22 protein-coding genes are annotated in these 19,114 nt (G+C 59.8%); 15 read left to right on the top strand and 7 right to left on the bottom strand.

The genetic code is table 11. The features are described 5' to 3' along the window. The first annotated feature begins 263 nt into the window (after window positions 1-263). Genes rutA through rutG form a run of 7 tightly spaced genes read left to right on the top strand, consistent with a single transcriptional unit; the run spans window position 264 to window position 5,686 of the window. Window positions 264-1,355, top strand: coding sequence for a pyrimidine utilization protein A (rutA, locus tag ACOI6Z_RS15480; protein WP_004204507.1), 1,092 nt, complete (start codon window positions 264-266; stop codon window positions 1,353-1,355). Continuing rightward, a complete protein-coding gene (gene rutB, locus ACOI6Z_RS15475; RefSeq protein WP_044522018.1) occupies window positions 1,355-2,065 on the top strand; it encodes a pyrimidine utilization protein B in 711 nt (236 codons plus the stop codon). Before rutA ends, rutB begins: the two co-directional genes overlap by 1 nt. Next, on the top strand, window positions 2,058-2,450 hold the full coding sequence (gene rutC, locus ACOI6Z_RS15470; RefSeq protein WP_032455320.1) for a pyrimidine utilization protein C: 393 nt from the start codon (window positions 2,058-2,060) through the stop codon (window positions 2,448-2,450). The genes rutB and rutC overlap by 8 nt, the downstream gene beginning before the upstream one ends. After that, the gene (gene rutD / locus ACOI6Z_RS15465) at window positions 2,447-3,250 is read left to right on the top strand and encodes a pyrimidine utilization protein D (protein ID WP_044522016.1); all 804 of its coding nucleotides are present in this window, start codon (window positions 2,447-2,449) and stop codon (window positions 3,248-3,250) included. Before rutC ends, rutD begins: the two co-directional genes overlap by 4 nt. Continuing rightward, window positions 3,247-3,837 (top strand): malonic semialdehyde reductase, encoded by a 591-nt coding sequence (locus tag ACOI6Z_RS15460; protein WP_032455317.1) that lies wholly within the window; start codon window positions 3,247-3,249, stop codon window positions 3,835-3,837. The genes rutD and ACOI6Z_RS15460 overlap by 4 nt, the downstream gene beginning before the upstream one ends. Before the next feature lie 10 nt (window positions 3,838-3,847). After that, window positions 3,848-4,342 (top strand): NADH-dependent FMN reductase RutF, encoded by a 495-nt coding sequence (gene rutF / locus ACOI6Z_RS15455; protein WP_048297217.1) that lies wholly within the window; start codon window positions 3,848-3,850, stop codon window positions 4,340-4,342. 21 nt (window positions 4,343-4,363) lie between these two features. Continuing rightward, window positions 4,364-5,686 (top strand): pyrimidine utilization transport protein G, encoded by a 1,323-nt coding sequence (rutG, locus tag ACOI6Z_RS15450; protein ID WP_065812126.1) that lies wholly within the window; start codon window positions 4,364-4,366, stop codon window positions 5,684-5,686. A 796-nt stretch (window positions 5,687-6,482) separates the two neighbouring features. Here the strand turns inward: rutG and ACOI6Z_RS15445 are convergent. Together ACOI6Z_RS15445 and ACOI6Z_RS15440 are read right to left on the bottom strand one after the other, a co-directional pair. Beyond that, window positions 6,483-7,421, bottom strand: a complete 939-nt coding sequence (locus ACOI6Z_RS15445; RefSeq protein WP_064158255.1) for a DMT family transporter — start codon at window positions 7,419-7,421, stop codon at window positions 6,483-6,485. Between the two features lie 164 nt (window positions 7,422-7,585). Further along, on the bottom strand, window positions 7,586-7,759 hold the full coding sequence (locus ACOI6Z_RS15440) for a general stress protein (RefSeq protein ID WP_002898708.1): 174 nt from the start codon (window positions 7,757-7,759) through the stop codon (window positions 7,586-7,588). Between the two features lie 435 nt (window positions 7,760-8,194). On the opposite strand from ACOI6Z_RS15440, the gene wrbA reads away from it, so the two are divergent. Together wrbA and ACOI6Z_RS15430 are read left to right on the top strand one after the other, a co-directional pair. Next, window positions 8,195-8,791 carry an NAD(P)H:quinone oxidoreductase gene (gene wrbA / locus ACOI6Z_RS15435; RefSeq protein ID WP_002898704.1) on the top strand — a complete coding sequence of 199 codons (597 nt, stop codon included), beginning with the start codon at window positions 8,195-8,197 and terminating at the stop codon, window positions 8,789-8,791. 20 nt (window positions 8,792-8,811) lie between these two features. Then, window positions 8,812-9,039 (top strand): YccJ family protein, encoded by a 228-nt coding sequence (locus ACOI6Z_RS15430; RefSeq protein ID WP_008805934.1) that lies wholly within the window; start codon window positions 8,812-8,814, stop codon window positions 9,037-9,039. Between the two features lie 66 nt (window positions 9,040-9,105). On the opposite strand, the gene agp is transcribed toward ACOI6Z_RS15430, so the two are convergent. Next, window positions 9,106-10,353, bottom strand: a complete 1,248-nt coding sequence (agp, locus tag ACOI6Z_RS15425; protein ID WP_420687444.1) for a bifunctional glucose-1-phosphatase/inositol phosphatase — start codon at window positions 10,351-10,353, stop codon at window positions 9,106-9,108. A gap of 152 nt (window positions 10,354-10,505) precedes the next feature. Here agp and ACOI6Z_RS15420 point away from each other — a divergent pair, with 152 nt between their 5' ends. Then, window positions 10,506-10,955 (top strand): winged helix-turn-helix transcriptional regulator, encoded by a 450-nt coding sequence (locus ACOI6Z_RS15420; protein ID WP_023289093.1) that lies wholly within the window; start codon window positions 10,506-10,508, stop codon window positions 10,953-10,955. A 114-nt stretch (window positions 10,956-11,069) separates the two neighbouring features. Then, window positions 11,070-11,858: an SDR family NAD(P)-dependent oxidoreductase gene (locus ACOI6Z_RS15415; RefSeq protein WP_044522002.1), complete on the top strand. Its 789-nt coding sequence runs from the start codon at window positions 11,070-11,072 to the stop codon at window positions 11,856-11,858. Between the two features lies 1 nt (window position 11,859). Here ACOI6Z_RS15415 and ACOI6Z_RS15410 read toward each other — a convergent pair whose 3' ends face one another. Beyond that, on the bottom strand, window positions 11,860-12,081 hold the full coding sequence (locus ACOI6Z_RS15410; RefSeq protein ID WP_023289090.1) for a hypothetical protein: 222 nt from the start codon (window positions 12,079-12,081) through the stop codon (window positions 11,860-11,862). A 255-nt stretch (window positions 12,082-12,336) separates the two neighbouring features. Here ACOI6Z_RS15410 and ACOI6Z_RS15405 point away from each other — a divergent pair, with 255 nt between their 5' ends. Next, entirely contained in the window at window positions 12,337-12,459 is a 123-nt protein-coding gene (locus tag ACOI6Z_RS15405) for a small membrane protein (protein WP_002898600.1), read from the top strand. A 118-nt stretch (window positions 12,460-12,577) separates the two neighbouring features. On the opposite strand, the gene ACOI6Z_RS15400 is transcribed toward ACOI6Z_RS15405, so the two are convergent. The 3 genes from ACOI6Z_RS15400 to ACOI6Z_RS15390 all read right to left on the bottom strand — a co-directional run bounded on the left by ACOI6Z_RS15400 (window position 12,578) and on the right by ACOI6Z_RS15390 (window position 15,744). Further along, the gene (locus tag ACOI6Z_RS15400; RefSeq protein ID WP_023289089.1) at window positions 12,578-13,969 is read right to left on the bottom strand and encodes an APC family permease; all 1,392 of its coding nucleotides are present in this window, start codon (window positions 13,967-13,969) and stop codon (window positions 12,578-12,580) included. Further along, entirely contained in the window at window positions 13,959-14,141 is a 183-nt protein-coding gene (locus ACOI6Z_RS15395; RefSeq protein ID WP_418887452.1) for a hypothetical protein, read from the bottom strand. The genes ACOI6Z_RS15400 and ACOI6Z_RS15395 overlap by 11 nt, the downstream gene beginning before the upstream one ends. Window positions 14,142-14,322: 181 nt before the next feature. Beyond that, complete coding sequence (locus ACOI6Z_RS15390) at window positions 14,323-15,744, bottom strand: glutamine synthetase family protein (protein ID WP_002898595.1); 1,422 nt, start codon at window positions 15,742-15,744, stop codon at window positions 14,323-14,325. Between the two features lie 225 nt (window positions 15,745-15,969). Between ACOI6Z_RS15390 and puuD the strand changes: the two genes are divergently transcribed. The 3 genes from puuD (at window position 15,970) to puuC (ending at window position 19,113) form a co-directional block, all read left to right on the top strand. Beyond that, window positions 15,970-16,722, top strand: a complete 753-nt coding sequence (gene puuD, locus ACOI6Z_RS15385; RefSeq protein WP_072199196.1) for a gamma-glutamyl-gamma-aminobutyrate hydrolase — start codon at window positions 15,970-15,972, stop codon at window positions 16,720-16,722. A gap of 25 nt (window positions 16,723-16,747) precedes the next feature. Beyond that, window positions 16,748-17,305: an HTH-type transcriptional regulator PuuR gene (gene puuR, locus ACOI6Z_RS15380; protein WP_002898590.1), complete on the top strand. Its 558-nt coding sequence runs from the start codon at window positions 16,748-16,750 to the stop codon at window positions 17,303-17,305. Between the two features lie 320 nt (window positions 17,306-17,625). Continuing rightward, window positions 17,626-19,113, top strand: a complete 1,488-nt coding sequence (gene puuC, locus ACOI6Z_RS15375; RefSeq protein WP_032455303.1) for an aldehyde dehydrogenase PuuC — start codon at window positions 17,626-17,628, stop codon at window positions 19,111-19,113. Window position 19,114 lies beyond the last annotated feature (1 nt).

Genomic DNA, 19,114 nt, shown 5'->3' with positions numbered 1-19,114 from the left:
GCCACCAGCATAGCAAAAGCCCTTCGCCGACACGACCCCATGCACCCTGATTGCGCATGACTGCCGTTTTTTCGTGCACTGATTTTGACCATCCAGTCCACTTTTTTATCGTCCTTTTTAGCAACCCAATAGCAACACATTAATAACATTAGCATTTATAAAACTGGCATCGCGTTTGCTTTACCTCTTCTGCGAGGTGGTCCAGGGAGAGGCAGGATGCCGCGCCACCGCAACCCATCTTCCATGACTGTAGAGAGGTAGGTATGAAAATTGGTGTTTTCGTTCCCATTGGCAACAACGGCTGGCTGATCTCCACCCATGCCCCGCAGTATATGCCGACCTTCGAACTGAATAAGGCTATCGTGCAGAAAGCCGAGCACTACCATTTCGACTTCGCGCTCTCCATGATCAAGCTGCGCGGCTTCGGCGGGAAAACCGAATTCTGGGATCACAACCTGGAGTCCTTCACCCTGATGGCCGGCCTGGCCGCGGTAACCTCGAAGATCCAGATCTACGCCACCGCCGCCACCCTCACGCTGCCGCCGGCGATCGTCGCCCGGATGGCCTCCACCATCGACTCCATCTCCGGCGGCCGGTTTGGCGTCAATCTGGTGACCGGCTGGCAAAAACCGGAATATGACCAGATGGGCATGTGGCCAGGGGATGACTATTTCGCCAGCCGCTATGACTATCTCACCGAATACGTTCAGGTGCTCCGCGACCTGTGGGGCACCGGGCGCAGCGATTTCAAAGGCGACTACTTCACCATGAACGACTGCCGGGTCAGCCCGCGCCCTTCGCAGCCGATGAAGGTGATCTGCGCCGGGCAGAGCGACGCCGGCATGGCCTTCTCCGCCCAGCACGCCGACTATAACTTCTGCTTTGGCAAAGGGGTCAACACGCCAACGGCCTTCGCGCCGACCGCGGCGCGCATGATGCAGGCGGCGGAAAAAACCGGCCGTGACGTAGGCTCCTATGTGCTGTTCATGGTGATCGCTGACGAAACCGACGAAGCGGCGCGCGCCAAATGGGAGCACTACAAAGCGGGCGCCGATGAAGAAGCGCTGGCGTGGCTCACCGAGCAGAGTCAGAAAGACACCCGCTCCGGCAGCGATACCAACGTGCGCCAGATGGCCGACCCCACCTCGGCGGTCAATATCAACATGGGCACCCTTGTCGGATCGTATGCCAGCGTCGCCCGTATGCTTGATGAAGTCGCGAGCGTGCCCGGCACCGACGGCGTGCTGCTGACCTTTGATGATTTTCTTGCCGGCATCGACGCCTTTGGCGAACGCATTCAGCCGCTGATGCGCTGCCGGGACCATATTGCTCCTGTTACCCGTGAGGTGGCCTGATGATTACCCTTCCCGCTCGCCCGGAATCCCTGACCTTCGCGCCGCAGCAGAGCGCGCTGATTGTTGTCGATATGCAGAACGCCTACGCCAGCCTCGGCGGTTATCTGGATCTCGCCGGATTTGACGTCTCCGCCACCCGGCCGGTTATCGACAATATTAATACCGCCGTCGCCGCCGCTCGCGCCGCGGGCATGCTGATTATCTGGTTCCAGAACGGCTGGGATGACCAGTATGTTGAAGCCGGCGGCCCGGGCTCGCCGAACTACCATAAGTCCAACGCGCTGAAAACGATGCGTCAGCGCCCGGAACTGCAGGGCAAGCTGCTGGCGAAAGGCGGCTGGGATTATCAGCTGGTGGACGAGCTGACGCCGCAGGAAGGCGACATCGTGTTGCCGAAACCGCGCTACAGCGGCTTCTTTAACACTCCGCTCGACAGCATTTTGCGCAGCCGCGGCATCCGTCATCTGGTGTTCACCGGGATCGCCACCAACGTCTGCGTCGAATCGACGCTGCGCGATGGTTTCTTCCTCGAATACTTCGGCGTGGTGCTGGAGGATGCTACCCATCAGGCCGGACCGGCCTTCGCCCAGCAGGCGGCGCTGTTCAATATAGAAACCTTTTTCGGCTGGGTCAGCGACGTCGAGAGCTTCTGCCGCGCGCTGTCCCCTGCCACCCCGCTGTCTTTAGCCCAGGAGAAACGTTATGCCTAAACAGGTGATTATTCCGCCAGGCACCACCACGCCGATTGCCCCCTTTGTTCCGGGGACGCTCGCCGATGGCGTGATCTACGTCTCCGGCACTCTGCCGTTTGATAAGCAAAACAATGTGGTGCACATCGGCGACCCAAAGGCGCAAACCCGCCACGTGCTGGAGACCATCAAGTGCGTTATCGAAACGGCGGGCGGGAGTATGGCGGATGTTACTTTCAACAGCATCTTTATCACCGACTGGACAAATTACGCCGCGATTAACGAGGTTTACGCCGAGTTCTTCCCCGGCGATAAACCCGCGCGCTTCTGCATTCAGTGCGGGCTGGTGAAGCCCGATGCGCTGGTGGAAATCGCCAGCGTCGCCCATATCGGCACCCCGACATGATGAGGCTCAATATTGCTCCGGCCCCATGGCCCGGCGCGCCGGTGGTGGTCCTCAGCGCAGGTCTGGGCGGCGGCGGCGGCTACTGGCTGGCGCAGCGCGCGGCGCTGGAGGAACAGTATCAGCTGGTAAGTTATGACCATAACGGGACCGGGGAGAACGCCGGTCCGCTGCCCGCCGACTACAGCATGGCGACGATGGCCGGGGAGCTGTTCAGCGCTCTGCAGGCGGCGGGGATCGCCCGCTTCGCGCTGGTGGGCCACGCGCTGGGGGCGCTGATTGGCCTGCAGCTGGCGCTCGATCGCCCCGAGGCGGTGAGCGCCCTGGTGCTGGTCAACGGCTGGCTGTCGCTGTCGCCGCACACCCGCCGCTGCTTCCTGGTGCGCGAGCGTCTGCTGCATGCCGGCGGCGCGCAGGCGTGGGTCGAAGCGCAGCCGCTGTTTCTCTACCCGGCGGAATGGATGGCCGCGCGCCTGCCGCGCCTCGAAGCCGAAGATGCGCTTGCCATCAGCCATTTTCAGGGCAAGGAGAACCTGCTGAAGCGGCTGCAGGCCCTGAAGCAGGCTGATTTTTCCCGTCGCGCGGCGGCCATCGCCTGTCCGACGCTGATGGTTAGCGCCGCTGACGACCTGCTGGTCCCGGCCTCCTGCTCCCGCGTGCTGCAGACGGCGATCCCCGGCAGCCAGCGCGTGGAAATGCCGTGGGGCGGGCATGCCTGCAACGTCACCGACGCCGATACCTTTAATACCATTTTACGCGACGGGCTGGCCGCTATGCTGCCGGTCGCCAGGGAGACCCGATGAACGACGCGATAAACCAGACGGCCTGCGAGACGCTGTTTACCCAGGCCCGGACCCACAACGGCTGGCTGGATAAGCCAGTGAGCGATGCGCAGCTGCAGGCAGTCTGGGACCTGATGAAAATGGGGCCGACTTCCGCCAACTGTTCGCCGGCGCGCATCGTGTTCGTGCGCAGCGCGGACGGCAAAGAGAAGCTCCGCCCGACGCTCTCCAGCGGCAATCTGCAGAAAACCATGCAGGCGCCGGTGACCGCCATCGTGGCGTGGGACAGCGCCTTTTACGACCGGCTACCGACCCTGTTTCCCCACGGCGATGCCCGCAGCTGGTTCACCTCCAGCCCGCAGCTGGCGGAAGAGACCGCGTTTCGCAACAGCTCCCTGCAGGCGGCGTATCTGATTTTCGCCTGCCGGGCGCTGGGACTCGACACCGGGCCGATGTCCGGTTTCGATCGGGAAAAAGTCGATGCAGCGTTTTTCGCCGACAACGGCTGGAAAAGCAACCTGCTGGTGAACATCGGCTATGGCGACCCCGGCAAACTGTATGGCCGCCTGCCGCGTCTGTCCTTTGATGAAGCCTGCCTGCTGGCATAAGGAGTTGGCGATGAAGTTAGCGGACAAAGAGAGTTTTCGTGACGCCATGGCCCGCGTCGGCGCCGCGGTTAACATTATTACCACCGATGGCCCGGCGGGCCGGGCGGGCTTTACCGCCAGCGCGGTCTGCAGCGTGACCGACACCCCGCCGACCCTGTTGGTCTGTCTGAACCGCTCAGCCTCCGTGTGGCCGGTGTTCAGCGAACACCACACGCTGTGCGTCAATACCCTGGCGGCGGGACAGGAGGCGCTGTCAACGCTGTTTGGCGGTAAAACGGCGATGGACGAGCGCTTTGCCGCCGCCGACTGGCAGACCGGCGTCACCGGCTGCCCGCGGCTGGAGGCGGCGCTGGTCAGCTTTGACTGCCGCATCGACCAGCGCGTCAGCGTCGGCACGCACGACATTCTGTTTTGTCACGTCGTGGCCATTACCCGTCACCCGGAACCCCGGGGTCTGATGTGGTTTGACCGCGGCTATCACACGCTTATGCGACCCGCTTGTTAACCTTTAACCCGGGATATCATCATGGCACTCTTCGATTTTCCTCGCTGGAAGCTGACCTCCCCCGCCGCCGAATCCGGCGTTGTCGCGCCCGATGAACGCTTATCGGCCGGGCAAACGCTGGTGATGGGCGTGCAGCACGCCGTTGCGATGTTCGGCGCGACGGTGCTGATGCCGTTGTTGATGGGGCTCGACCCAAACCTGTCCATACTGATGTCGGGGGTCGGCACCCTGCTGTTCTTTGTCGTCACCGGCGGACGGGTGCCGAGCTATCTCGGCTCCAGCGCCGCCTTTGTCGGGGTGGTGATCGCCATTACCGGCTTTAACGGCCAGGGACTCAACCCTCACCTCAGCGTCGCCCTTGGCGGGATCATCGCCTGCGGGCTGGTCTATACCCTGATCGGTCTGGTGGTGATGAAGATCGGCACCCGCTGGATCGAGCGCCTGATGCCGCCGGTGGTGACCGGGGCGGTGGTGATGGCTATCGGCCTGAACCTGGCGCCGATTGCCGTGCGCAGCGTCTCCGCCAGCGCCTTCGACAGCTGGATGGCGGTGTTAACCGTGCTCTGTATCGGCATAGTCGCGGTATTTACCCGCGGGATGCTGCAGCGTCTGCTGATCCTGGTCGGCCTGATCGTCGCCTGCGCGCTGTACGCCCTGCTGGCTAACGGCTTTGGCCTCGGCAAACCGCTGGACTTCTCCCCCCTCGCCCAGGCGGCGTGGTTCGGGCTGCCGCACTTTACCACCCCATCCTTTAACGGCCAGGCGATGATGTTGATTGCCCCGGTCGCGGTGATCCTGGTGGCCGAGAACCTCGGGCACCTGAAGGCCGTCGCCGGGATGACCGGGCGCAATATGGATCCGTACATGGGGCGCGCCTTCGTCGGCGATGGTCTGGCGACCATGCTCTCCGGCTCGATCGGCGGCAGCGGGGTCACGACCTATGCGGAGAACATCGGCGTCATGGCGGTGACCAAGGTCTACTCGACGCTGGTGTTTGTCGCCGCGGCGCTGATTGCCATGCTGCTGGGCTTCTCGCCGAAATTCGGCGCATTAATCCACACCATTCCCGGGCCGGTGATCGGCGGCGCCTCGATCGTGGTCTTTGGCCTGATCGCCGTCGCCGGGGCGCGGATCTGGGTGCAAAACCGCGTCGACCTCAGCCAGAACAGCAATCTGATCATGGTGTCTGTGACCCTGGTGCTGGGCGCCGGCGATTTCGCGCTGTCGCTGGGCGGCTTTACGCTGGGCGGGATTGGTACCGCCACCTTCGGGGCGATCCTGCTGCACGCGCTGCTTCATCGCGGGACGCGTGAGGCGAAGGAGGCCAGGGTAACGCCGGTTTAAGCCACATTAGCGCGGCGTTGGCGCAGGGAGCGGTGGGGGCCGGATAAGTCGATACAGTTATCGGTTTGCAACGGTTTCGCCCCGGAAAAACGGCTGTTCTGGGTTATATCCAGGCAGATGGCGCTCCCGATATGTCTTCTGCGTTATGTCTCTCATGGCGCCGGGAGCGCACAGGGGGCGGCCAGTCGCCGCCGCCCCCTGTACCCCCGGGCTCCGGCCAGCAAAATCGCCACTGCGTGGTCCCTTCGACTTATCCCTGCAGGCTTCGGGTCGGGCCGAGGCAGCGTCCATGCAAAACACGGCCCTCAGCCCGCATCCATGCGGGCTGCCCCGGCCTTCCGGGAACGTCTCAGCGATTTTGAGGCCGTCAGCACCGGCAGTTTCAGCAACAATGGTGAATAAATTAACGGCAGGTCGTACGAACGTAGGCCGGGTAAGGCGCAACCGCCACCCGGCATAAAAGCGACGCCGAGCCTGATGCCATCGCCCGGCGGCGCTGCGCTTGCGCGGGCCTACGATGAGAGTTAACCATCTGATATAGAGATGGTTATGTAGGCCGGATAAGGCATTTATGCCGCCATCCGGCACCGCCGCGGGTATGGAGTCTGACCGCCCGGCGGCGCTGCGCTTGCGCGGGCCTACGATAAGAGTTAACCATCTGATATAGAAATGGTTATGTAGGCCGGAGAAGGCATTTATGCCGCCATCCGGCACCAGGGCGGGTACGACGGCTGAGGGATATGGCCTGATGGAACGCCTGGCAGAATAAGCGCCGCTGCCGGGGCACAAGGAAAGATTACGGCTCGCGACGATCGGCCAGGTCCGGGAGCGGCTGCGCATCGTCATTCGTTGACATCTGCGGTGGCGGTTTGCGCTTCCACTTCAGCTCGCTCACCAGCACTCCCGCGAGGATAAAGACGCAGCCGAGGAGGGCCAGCAGCGGCAGACGCTCACCGGCCAACCGGCCAAAAATACCGGCCCACACCGGTTCGCCGGTATAGATCAGCGTGGCCCGCGTCGGCGAGACGCTGCGCTGCGCCCAGTTCATGGTCACCTGAATGATCGCGCTAAAAATGCCCAGCCCCAGCGCCACGCCGAGCAGCGCCGGCGTCAACGGCGGCACTGACTCACCGGCCGGCTTCATGGCGGCGAAAGCCACCAGCGACGCGGTCGCCAGCTGCACCACCGTCACCCGCCGAACATCCACTTTCCCGGCCCAGGCGCTGATAAGGATAATCTCCGCGGCAATCGCCAGCGCGCTCGCCAGCGTGATCATCTCCCCCACGCCAAGCGCCAGCAGATTGTTTTCCGGCCCGGCCAGCAGGATCAAACCGATAAAGGCCAGCACAATCCCCACGCAGGACATCACCCCCGGCATACGACCCAGGCACAGCCACTGCAGCAGCGGCACCAGCGGCACATACATCGCCGTGATAAAGGCAGACTTACTGCTGGAGATCGACTGCAGTCCCCAGGTCTGCAGCCCATACCCCAGCGCAATCGCCACGCCAATCGCCACCCCCGCCTTCACCTCCAGCCATGTCATACCGCGCAGGGTGCGCAGCGAGAGCAGACCCACCGCCAGCGCGGCGGTCGCGAAACGCAGGCCAACAAAAAACAGCGGCCCGCTGAGGCTGACCGCATACTGCACGGCAAGGAAGGTCCCTCCCCAGAACATGGTGATCATGATAAGGAGCGCTTCCTGGCGGCTAACGGAGAATTTTAACGAAGACATAAAACAGCCATGACGATTAACGGGCGACCAGTGTGCAATCGGCCCGGCGGGAGCGCAACCTCCGACTGCTAAAAAAAAACCGCCGGCTGATGCCGGCGGCGAGGGCGATGCGGTTGGGTCGGGGAGATTAACACCGCATCAAAGAGAACAGTGCGAGTCGCGCGTTAACTCTCACGACTACCGTGACTGTTTTTACCCCCTTTTTTACCAGCCTCTGAGGCGCGCTGAGGGTCATTTTTAAAATTCCCCCCGCTATGCTGGCCACCTTTACGTCCTGCTTCTGATGCTCTTTCACGGTCTTCAGCAAAGTTGCCAGAACCGCCACGATGGTTTGCCATTACTGACCTCCATTAGGTTAGACATCATAGTGCATTACGCGGGAGCGGCGACGCCGCTGTCCTGCCGCGTATCTATAAGGTTAGTGAATGACTGCCGCTGACGATGGCAAATGTCACATTCAGAAACAAAGCCTGGCGAAAAAAATCCCCTCGCGCCGCGTGATGGCGCTAACCTCCTCTGCTGACGAAGAAAAAATAGTTAGCGAAAATGTATCCTGATGCTACATCCTCGCCGCACCGGCCAGAATGGCGGAGGCATCGCTTCCCGCTTCTCCGCCGCTCAGGCCGCGCTGCGCAAGGAAAAGTAAATAATGCTTTGTCATTTTGTTATAAATCAAATAAATGCCCGTTGGATTTGCACTCTTCGGCAGAGGCTTTATCTTTAAAGGTACCAGCTATTTGGCTGGCTTATAATGCAACCGAGGAGTGATGGAAATGGCTAAAATTCTGGTGCTTTATTATTCCATGTATGGACACATTGAAACCATGGCTCACGCCGTCGCCGATGGGGCGAACCGGGTGGACGGCGTTGAGGTGGTTGTGAAGCGCGTGCCGGAAACCATGCAGGCAGAAGCGTTTGCCAAAGCAGGCGGTAAAACGCAAAACGCGCCTGTCGCTACGCCGCAGGAACTGGCTGAGTATGACGCCATCATCTTTGGTACCCCGACTCGTTTCGGCAATATGTCCGGACAAATGCGCACCTTCCTCGATCAGACCGGCGGCCTGTGGGCATCCGGCGCGCTGTATGGCAAGATCGCCAGCGTATTCAGCTCAACCGGCACCGGCGGCGGCCAGGAACAAACCATTACCTCCACCTGGACGACGCTGGCCCACCACGGCATGATCATCGTGCCGATCGGCTACGGCGCCCAGGAGCTGTTCGATATCTCCCAGGTCCGCGGCGGGACGCCTTATGGCGCAACCACTATTGCCGGCGGCGACGGCTCGCGTCAGCCAAGCGAGGAAGAGTTAGCCATCGCCCGCTATCAGGGTGAACATGTCGCCAAACTGGCCGTTAAATTGCACGGCTAATCTTCCGCAGGAGGAGCACTATGCCAACTCAAGAAGCAAAAGCACATCGCGTCGGCGAATGGGCAAGTTTACGTAACACCTCGCCGGAGATCGCCGAGGCGATTTTCGAAGTCGCCCACTATGATGAAAAACTGGCGGAGCAAATCTGGGAGGAAGGCAGCGACGAAGTGCTGGCGCTGGCCTTTGCCAAAACCGATAAAGATGCGCTGTTCTGGGGTGAACAGACGATTGAGCGTAAAAACGTTTAGGACGTTTATCCCTGCCGAGTCTCACCCTAACCTGCTAAAAAACCCGGATTGCTCCGGGTTTTTTCGTTATTTCGCCGCCTCGTTGATCACCTTTTTAAAGGTCTCCAGCGGGCAGAAACCCTGGTCATCGACCGGGCAGCCGTTAAGCGCCAGCGTGACCCGCTGCGGTGGGGTCTGCAACGTCAATGGGTCGGCGTTACGCAGCTGCTCGGTGCTCTGGTAGACATACTCAATCTTCATCAGATCGCGGTTGCTGCCGCTGTCGTGCCAGCGTTGAAACAGCAGTTTGCCGCCGATAGGCGTGCGCTCATACTGGCCGGGCAGTTGATAGAGCTTAAAGTCCAGCGCCGTCAGCAGCGAGGCAATATTCGAGTCGTGTCCCACCAGCAGCGTGACTTTCGCCTTGCTGGCCCCCTCGCCCACCAGCGCGTTATCGATATAGTTGACCAGCGGCTTGGCCACGTTTTGCGCCACCGCCACCGAAGTAAACAGACTATCCTGATAGCCGTTTTTCAGCTTCGACAGCACCTGCCACTGCTTATCGCTGGCGATCTCCCCCCACGCCACCTGGTCTTTGGGGAAGCCTTCATAATATTGCAGGGTGAAGGCGTCCACCAGCGAGTTGCCCACCTTCAGCGGCCCGGACACCCCCGGCTCCTGCTGATAACCGGCGCTAAAGGTATCTTTACCCTCGCTCAGGGAACAGACCTGCTTCTCTTTGCAGGAGGGCGAGTTGCGGTAATCGATCATCGTCTCCAGCAGCTTGTAACTCTCGGTCAACTGCATCCCCTGGCGCTCTTTTTCCATCGCCTGCAGCGCTTTCTCACGAAACGCCGGGGAGTCGTCGGTGATAACCGGGTTGAAGGTCGGGTCCATGGTGCCCATCTGCGGCTGATGATGCACCGCAATGCCGCAGCCCGGGAACGCGCCGGTGATAAAGAACTGCGCGGTGGCGACGGTGCGTTGCAGGCTGTTAGCGTAGGCATAAACGGCGTTTTCCGGCGGGCACTCGCCGCTGGTCACCAGCTTCTGCTGCGCCAGCCATTCGCGCATATAGTGGCCCATATACACCTCCAGCACGCCACCCTTGGTGGTCAGCTGGCCGCCCGGCACATCCCACTGCGGCCAGGCTTTGGCGGTGGACTGCTCCAGCACGCTACCGTTATTGGCCAGCGGCGCGCGCAGGTTGTGACGACTCATGATCAGCACCTGCTGCAGCTGATACCCCTCCGGGGCGGCCGTGTCCTGCGCCAGAGCGCCGGCGGATAACATGACCGCGCCGGCTACGGCGGCGGCGAGTAGACGTTTTTTCATCCCTTCATCCTTAGTCATTTATTATCATCGGCTTAATTGTGACGGATTTATGCCATTTTTCCTGGCATTCGCTCGCAAACTTAGACCGCCGCCGAAAATTTCCTCTGCCGACCAAATAGTTTTATAATGAAACAACTAACCCGGAGGCTTTCGTGAAACGTACCCGTCTTGAAAACAGCTGCTGTCCTGTCGCCCGCTCCCTCGACGTTATCGGTGACTGGTGGTCGCTGCTTATCGTCCGCGATGCCCTGCGCGGGGCGTGCCGTTTTAGTGAATTCCAGAAAAACCTCGGCATTGCCAAAAATATGCTCGCCGGACGCCTGAAAATGCTGGTGGATGAAGGCATCCTGCGTCTGCAGCCGGCCTCCGACGGCAGCGCCTGGCAGGAGTACGTCCTGACGGATAAGGGCCGCGCCCTGCAGACCGTGCTGGTCGCCCTTTCCCAGTGGGCGGATGACTATCTGTTCGATCCTGACGAACCGGCAACCCGGCTTATTGACCGCCAGCAGCGCCAGCCCCTGCGTAAACTGGTCCTGCAGGCGGCGGATGGCCGTGAGCTGGCCCCGGCGGATATCACCATCGCCGTTCCGCTGAACGACTAATCGCTGCCCGCGGCAGGCAAAAATAAAAAAAGCCCGGCAAATGGTTGCATTATTAAACCAAGTATCTCATGCTGAATTTGGTTTAATTATGCAACCTTTTAAGAGGCAATACTCATGTCCCAGTCATCGCACACTGCTTTTATCACCGGCGCTTCCTCAGGTATCGGCGCGATCTATGCCGAACGACTCGCCGCTCGCGGCTACGATCTGATCCTCGCCGCCCGCCGTGAAGATCGGCTGCAGGCGCTCGCCGGGCAGCTGCAGGCGCGCTACGCCATCCGGGCCAGCATCGTCAAGGCCGACCTGAGCGAGGAGCAAGGCATTGAAGCCGTGGAGCAGCGTCTGCAGCACGATCCCGCCATTGACCTGTTCATCAACAACGCCGGCACGGCAAAAATGGCGGGCTTTCTCGCCAGTACGCCGCGCGAGCACCAGGCGATTCATACGCTCAACACCACCGCGCTCCTGCGCCTGAGCTATGCCGCGCTGGCCGCTTTCGCTCCCCGGGGCCGCGGAACGCTGATCAATATTGCCTCTATTCTCGCGCTGCATACGCTGCCGGGCAGCGCGGTCTACAGCGCCAGCAAAGCGTGGGTGTTGAGCTTTACCCGTGGCCTGCAGGATGAGTTTGCCGACAGCGGCGTGCGTATTCAGGCGGTATTGCCGGCGGCGACCGCCACCGATCTGTGGCCGACCTCCGGCGTGGCGCTGGACGCCCTGCCCACCGGTACGGTCATGACCACCGAGGATCTGGTTGACGCCGCCCTCAGAGGACTGGAGATGGGGGAAAAGGTCACCTTACCGCCCGTGCATGACCTGGGATTGTGGGAGGCTTTCGAGCAGACGCGACTGGCGCTGTTTACCAGCGCGCGAACCGGGCAACCGGCGCCGCGATATCGCTAACTCACTCCGGCAGTGGAACCGCCGCCAGGGTACAGATCGCCTCGTGCTCACCGCCGCGGCGATCGGTGATCACCACCTTATCGCCCGCTTTTTTACCTTCACACGGTTTCAGGACCTGCTCCACGATCCGCTCGCGGATCGCCTGACGTTCATTTTCAGCCTGACTGGCGAAGGCCGTCAGCGCCAGCGCCACGCCCAGCAGGCTGAGGGTTTTCTTATACATGTCTTGCTCTCAGATCATTCTAATTCGCGGTCAGCGTAACCCGCTGCTGGCCGCACTTCTGTAAAATCACTTAACGGAGTGTTACGCCCTTTCAGCTGAAACCCAGGCTGTCACATTCCTGCGGGAAATATTTTATCACAACCCCTGCGGCGGATATTCCCGCGATGAGGCGTCATCTTTCAGACATATCCCGATGTTATCTTCAACTGAGCCCTGTATCTTTTTCCCTTTCTAAACAGAATTTTAGGTTGGTCTATGTCGGGTCTTATTCTCTTTATCGTCGCGGTGGCGCTGCTGGGCGTCGCCATCTACAGTCTGGTGTCGTACCTCAAAGAGCGGCGCGCCAGTCAGTTACCTGTCCATAAAAAGAAGAAATAATACCTTCCGTTCTCCGCCGTTTTCTGCTGATTTCTTTACCATCCTGTACTGTCCCTTACCGATGCCATAACAAAGGCAGGCCTGCGGGCCTGCCTTTGTTCGGTTTCTGCGTCAGGCTCTAGGACTCCCAGGCCTGCTCCGCCTTGGCGGCATCGAACTGCGGCGGCGGTTTACGGAAGCGACGGGTCAGATAAGCCAGATACAGCAGACCAAGCGCCGCCCACACCAGACCGAGCGTCAGGGAAGTGGCCTCGAGGTTGATCCACAGCACCCCTACCGTCAACGCCCCGACCATCGGCAGCAGCAGATAGTGCAGTCGATCCTTCCAGGTTTTGTTGTACCCCTTGCGCCGCCAGAAGTGGTTGAACACCGACAGGTTAACGAAGGTGAAGGCCACCAGCGCGCCGAAGTTAATCAACGCGGTGGCGGTCACCAGGTCGAAGAACAGCGCCGACAGCGCGACAATACCCACCATAATCACGTTCAACGCCGGGGTGCGCCATTTCGGATGCACATAGCCGAAAATGCGCTCCGGGAAGACGTTATCGCGGCCCATCACGTACAGCAGACGGGAGACGCTGGCATGGGACGCCAGGCCGGACGCCAGGGTGTTAACAAAGGTGGTGCAGAGGAAAATTGACTGGAACAGCTTGCCGCCCACGTACAGCGCAATCTCCGGCAGCGCGGCGTCCGGGTCTTTAAAGCGATGAATATCCGGGAAAAACAGCTGCATAAAGAACGACGCGACGATGAAAATAATGCCGCCGTACATCGCGGTGAGAAAAATCGCCTTCGGGATCACCCGCGCGGCGTCAGGCGTCTCTTCCGACAGCGTGGTCACCGCGTCGAAGCCGAGAAACGAAAAGCAGACGATGGTCGCCCCGGTAATAATCGGGATCAGATGCGCATTCTGGCTGATAAACGGCTGCAGCGACCAGACGGTCCCTACCCCCTCGCCTTTGTGCAGCCCCTGGACCACCAGAATGACAAACACCACCATAATCGAGATCTGCACCAGCACGAACAGGGTGTTGAAGTTGGCCACCAGGTTAACGCTTTTCAGGTTCGCGGCGGTCAGAATGGCGACAAAGGTCACCACCCACACCCATGGCGGCACTTCCGGGAACAGCGCCGAGAGATAGATCTTCGCCAGCAGGACGTTGATCATCGGCAGGAACAGATAATCCAGCAGCGACGACCAGCCGACCATAAAACCGACGTGCGGACTGATGGATTTTTGCGCGTAGGTGTAGGCAGAGCCGGCTTCCGGGAACTGGCGCACCAGTTTGCCGTAGCTGATGGCGGTGAACAGCACGCCAGCCAGCGCCAGCAAATACGACGCCGGGACGTGGCCGTTACTGATGCCGGAGACAATGCCGAAGGTATCAAACACCGTCATCGGCGTCAGATAGGCGAGCCCCATCATCACCACTTGCCAGAGTTTGAGGGATTTACGCAGACGCGGTCTGCCCGCCTGAGCGGCGTTATGGGCAGGAAGATTAATTGCCATCGACCATTCCCCCCTTGCGGATAACAGTTTGCGGGCACAACGTTCGCGTGACAAACCTGCTTAGCAAGGGGGTAAGGCATAAATAAAAGGGTAAGACGGACCGGTGAGCGGTTGCTGGCTGGCATCCAATGCGGCCTGAGCGGCCTCCCTCTCCCTGCGGATATTTGAACATCTGCATCATCTCATTTCCTCGTCACACACTGTGTCGTTAACTGAAGCCCCGTTGCCGCCTGCGCTCCTTAACGCGACATCCGGGAAATGGCTGGGCTCCCAGCAAAAAGGACGACCAGGCTCCGCTCAGGCCGTATGATGCTACTCATGACTCAACTCATGCGCCCCTCGCGGGGCGACCATCAGGCGTTTTTCAACATCCACTCAATTTCAGTTTCTGTGATAAGACGCTCAAACTGCAATAATTCATCATGCTTGCAGGCATGGAAAACGTGGCAAAAACGCTCGCCGAGACGCTCACGCAGGTGATCGTTCTGCATAAACTCCCACAGCGCGTCGCTCTGACGGATCGGGAACGGCAGCCCTTCTTGTTCCAGGCCGTTACCTTCCACCTCTTCCTGCAAAGGCAGCTGAGGGTTATCCAGCCCGTGCAGGATACCGGCGAAAATCGCCGCCATCACCAGATACGGGTTGGCGTCCGCTCCCGCCACGCGATACTCCACGCGGTGGTTCTGCCGTTCTCCGCACGGGATCCGCAGCGCCACGGTACGGTTGTTATGGCCCCAGGAAGCCTGCGTCGGGACATACATCCCCGGCTGGAAGCGGCGATACGAGTTCACGTTCGGCGCCAGCAGCGCCATCGAGGCCGGCATCAGATCGATCATCCCGGCCAGCGCGCGTTTGAGCAGCGCGGAGTCTTCCCCGTCGCCGTCCACCAGCACGTTTTCCCCTTTATTGTTCAGCATGCTGATGTGGATATGCATCCCGCTGCCCGCATGCTCTTCATAAGGCTTGGCCATAAAAGTGGCGTGCATCTTATGCTTCTCCGCCATTAAACGCACGAGACGTTTTAACGCCAGCGCATCATCGCAGGCGTCCAGCACGTTATCGGTATGGTGGAGATTGATTTCAAACTGGCCCGGCGAGGCTTCGGCCACCGCGCCGTCGGCGGGGATCAGCTGCAGTTTCGCCAGCTCGTCGATGTCGTTGAGCACGTCGGCAAAGTGGTTCAGGTTATCGACCGAGTAGACCTGGCTTTGGGTGTTGCGATCGTCGGTGCCCGGCGCGCACGGCGGCTGCAGGTAGCCTTCGGCATCGCGTTTGCGGTCCAGTAAATAGAACTCCAGCTCTACCGCTACCACGGGGAACAGCCCGCGCTGGCGCAGCTGCTGCCAGAGGCGGTTGAGTACGTTCCGCGGCTCAACGTCAAAGGGAGCGCCATCTTCATCAACCATAGTCAGCTGTACCTGGGCTATCGACTGCGGATCGGCCGCTGAAGGCGTTAAGGTACCGGGCACCGGGATGCAACTGCGATCCGGCTCGCCCATCTCCTGGCCCAGACCGGCCTCTTCCACGACGTTGCCGAGAATATCCATCGCAAACACCGAGGCCGGAAAATAACAGCCTTTCTCCAGCTTGCTCAGGCCGGCAACGGGGATGCGCTTGCCGCGGAAGCAGCCGTTCAGATCAGTGAGGAGGACATCGACATATTGGGTATCAGGGTAGGTTTCGAGGTAGCGCTTCACTTCTTTCGCGAACGCGCTGACCCGTCTCTCTTCCGTTTGCTGAACAAAATTCTCAACTTCTACGATATTGGTTTCCATGATTCACCGCCGTTGGTTTGGTTTCGGTCCTGCACTCAGACCGTTAAATATAATGTCCACCCCATCGACTGTGTATGCAAATAAATTGTTTGTCAAATGTTAAATTAAGTTTGCAAAGGGCTATTTCCACTGCTAGATTGAGAAAATATTGAACGATATGGCCGTTAAACCCGCTATAGCGGTCATAATTTAGTCCACTTTGTGAGGGCGATCATGGAAAATATAATGTACAAGCCAGTTATTGGCGTCGTGATGTGTAGAAACAGGCTTAAGGGTCACCAGACCCAGACCTTGCAAGAAAAGTACCTGAATGCAATTGTTAACGCCGGCGGACTGCCGATCGCCCTGCCGCATGCGCTGGCGGAGCCGGAGCTGCTGAACGCGTTAGTCGATAAACTGGACGGGATATACCTGCCAGGCAGCCCCAGTAACGTGCAGCCGCACCTTTATGGTGAAAACGGCGATGAGCCTGACGCCGACCCCGGGCGTGATCTTCTGAGCATGGCGCTGATTAACGCCGCACTCGAAAGGCGCATCCCCATTTTCGCCATCTGTCGTGGACTGCAGGAACTGGTTGTCGCCACCGGTGGGACTCTGTATCGTCGTCTGTTCGAGCAGCCTGAGCTGCTGGAGCATCGCGAAGATCCTGAACTGCCCGTCGAGCAGCAGTATGCCCCGTCCCATCAGGTTGAGGTTCAGGAAGGAGGATTGCTGTCGCAATTGATACCGGGCTGCAACACGTTTTGGGTAAACTCGCTACACGGACAAGGGGCAAAAACCCTGAGTCCGCAGCTGCGCGTGGAGGCGCGAGCGCCGGATGGACTGGTGGAAGCGGTCAGCGTGAACGATCACCCTTTCGCGCTGGGCGTACAGTGGCATCCTGAATGGAACAGTAGCGAATACGCCCTGTCGCGTATGTTGTTTGATGGTTTTATCACCGCCTGTCAGGGCCATCATGCTGAAAAGCGGCGGCGCTGACCACTACCGTTAAGGAAATGCAAATATGAGCGATGACGGACTGGCGCCAGGGAAACGTCTGTCAGAGATCCGCCAACAGCTGGGTCTCTCGCAGCGTCGTGCCGCCGAACTGTCTGGGTTAACACATAGTGCCATCAGCACCATAGAGCAGGACAAAGTCAGTCCCGCCATCAGTACGCTGCAAAAGCTGCTGAAAGTCTATGGGCTGTCGCTCTCGGAATTCTTTTCTGAACCCGAAAAGCCGGACGAACCCCAGGTGGTCATTAATCAGGATGACCTTATCGAAATGGGCAGTCAGGGCGTTTCCATGAAGCTGGTTCATAACGGAAATCCGAACCGTACGCTGGCGATGATTTTTGAAACTTACCAGCCTGGAACCACGACCGGGGAGAGGATTAAGCATCAGGGTGAGGAGATAGGCACCATACTGGAGGGGGAGATCGTGCTGACCATTAACGGTCAGTCGTACCACCTGGTGGCTGGACAGAGCTATGCCATTAACACCGGCATCCCGCACAGCTTCAGCAACACCTCGGCAGGCATCTGCCGCATCATCAGTGCCCACACCCCCACCACATTCTGAATAGTTAGCCTGAACGAGGTTCAGGCTTTCTTCAGACCTGCGACGGCGGAAATTTTATTTTCGTCGCCGCGAAAAACTCGCCGTCATAACGTTTGTGCCGGAAGGGAATCCTATTTCCTGCTGGCCCTGAAATAATTAACGCCGTGAATGGCGACTCGTCCCTGAATTATTCGGCATGCAGACAACCTGCCGAAATTTAGGGCAATAAAACGGTATTCAACTCCGGGGATTCACGATGCCCTGCGCCTGGCGCAGCGCCCCCGTGCAGCCTGAAAACGCCGAAATGATTAATTTGCCGATAATGTTTTTAAGGAGTCATGATGAATTTTCAGCACCTGGCTTACTGGCAGGAAAAAGCGAAAAGCCTGGCCATTGAAACACGATTATTTATTAACGGCGAATATTGCGCCGCGGTCGATAATACCACCTTTGAAACCATTGACCCTGCCGCGCAGCAAACATTAGCCCATGTCGCCCGCGGCAAAAAAGCCGACGTCGAGCTGGCGGTGAAGGCCGCGCGTCGGGTCTTTGATAACGGCGACTGGTCACAGGCCGCCCCCGCGCAGCGTAAAGCGGTTCTCACACGCTTCGCCGACCTGATGGAGGCCCACCGCGAAGAGCTGGCGCTGCTGGAAACGCTGGATACCGGCAAACCGATTCGCCACAGCCTGCGCGACGATATTCCCGGCGCCGCCCGCGCCATCCGCTGGTATGCCGAAGCGCTGGATAAAGTCTATGGCGAAGTGGCCCCCACCGGCAGCAACGAGCTGGCGATGATCGTCCGCGAACCGATTGGCGTCATCGCCGCGGTGGTGCCATGGAACTTCCCGCTGCTGCTGGCCTGCTGGAAGCTCGGTCCGGCGCTGGCGGCAGGCAACAGCGTGATCCTTAAGCCGTCGGAAAAATCGCCGCTCACCGCCCTGCGCCTCGCCGGGCTGGCGAAAGAGGCTGGCCTGCCGGACGGCGTGCTGAACGTGGTCAGCGGCTTTGGTCACGAGGCCGGACAGGCGCTCGCCCTGCATCCTGACGTGGAGGTCATTACTTTTACCGGCTCCACCCGCACCGGCAAGCAGCTGCTGAAAGACGCCGGCGACAGCAATATGAAGCGCGTGTGGCTGGAAGCGGGCGGCAAGAGCGCCAACATCGTCTTCGCCGACTGCCCGGATCTGCAAAAAGCGGTCAGCGCCACCGCCGGCGGCATCTTCTACAACCAGGGCCAGGTGTGCATCGCCGGCACCCGCCTGCTGCTGGAGGAGAGCATCGCCGACGAGTTCCTGGCGCGACTGAAAACCGAAGCGCAACACTGGCAGCCGGGCAACCCGCTCGACCCAAACACCACCATGGGCATGCTGATTGACAACACCCATGCCGACAGCGTGCACAGTTTTATTCGCGGCGGCGAAAGTAAAAGCACCCTGTTCCTCGACGGGCGGAAAAATCCATGGCCTGCCGCCGTCGGCCCGACCATTTTCATTGACGTCGACCCGGCTTCCACCCTCAGCCGGGAAGAGATCTTCGGCCCGGTGCTGGTGGTGACGCGATTCAAAAGCGAAGACGAGGCGCTGCGGCTTGCCAACGACAGCGACTACGGCCTCGGGGCCGCGGTATGGACTCGCGATCTCTCACGCGCCCACCGCATGAGCCGCCGCCTGAAGGCCGGTTCGGTCTTCGTCAACAACTATAACGATGGTGATATGACCGTCCCCTTCGGCGGTTACAAACAGAGCGGCAACGGGCGCGATAAGTCGCTGCACGCCCTGGAAAAATTCACCGAATTGAAAACCATCTGGATTGCCCTGGAGTCTTAAT

It is taken from the genome of Klebsiella sp. C239 (assembly GCF_048822715.1).
Taxonomy (GTDB): domain Bacteria; phylum Pseudomonadota; class Gammaproteobacteria; order Enterobacterales; family Enterobacteriaceae; genus Klebsiella; species Klebsiella quasipneumoniae.
This window is presented reverse-complemented; position numbering and strand designations above follow the sequence as displayed.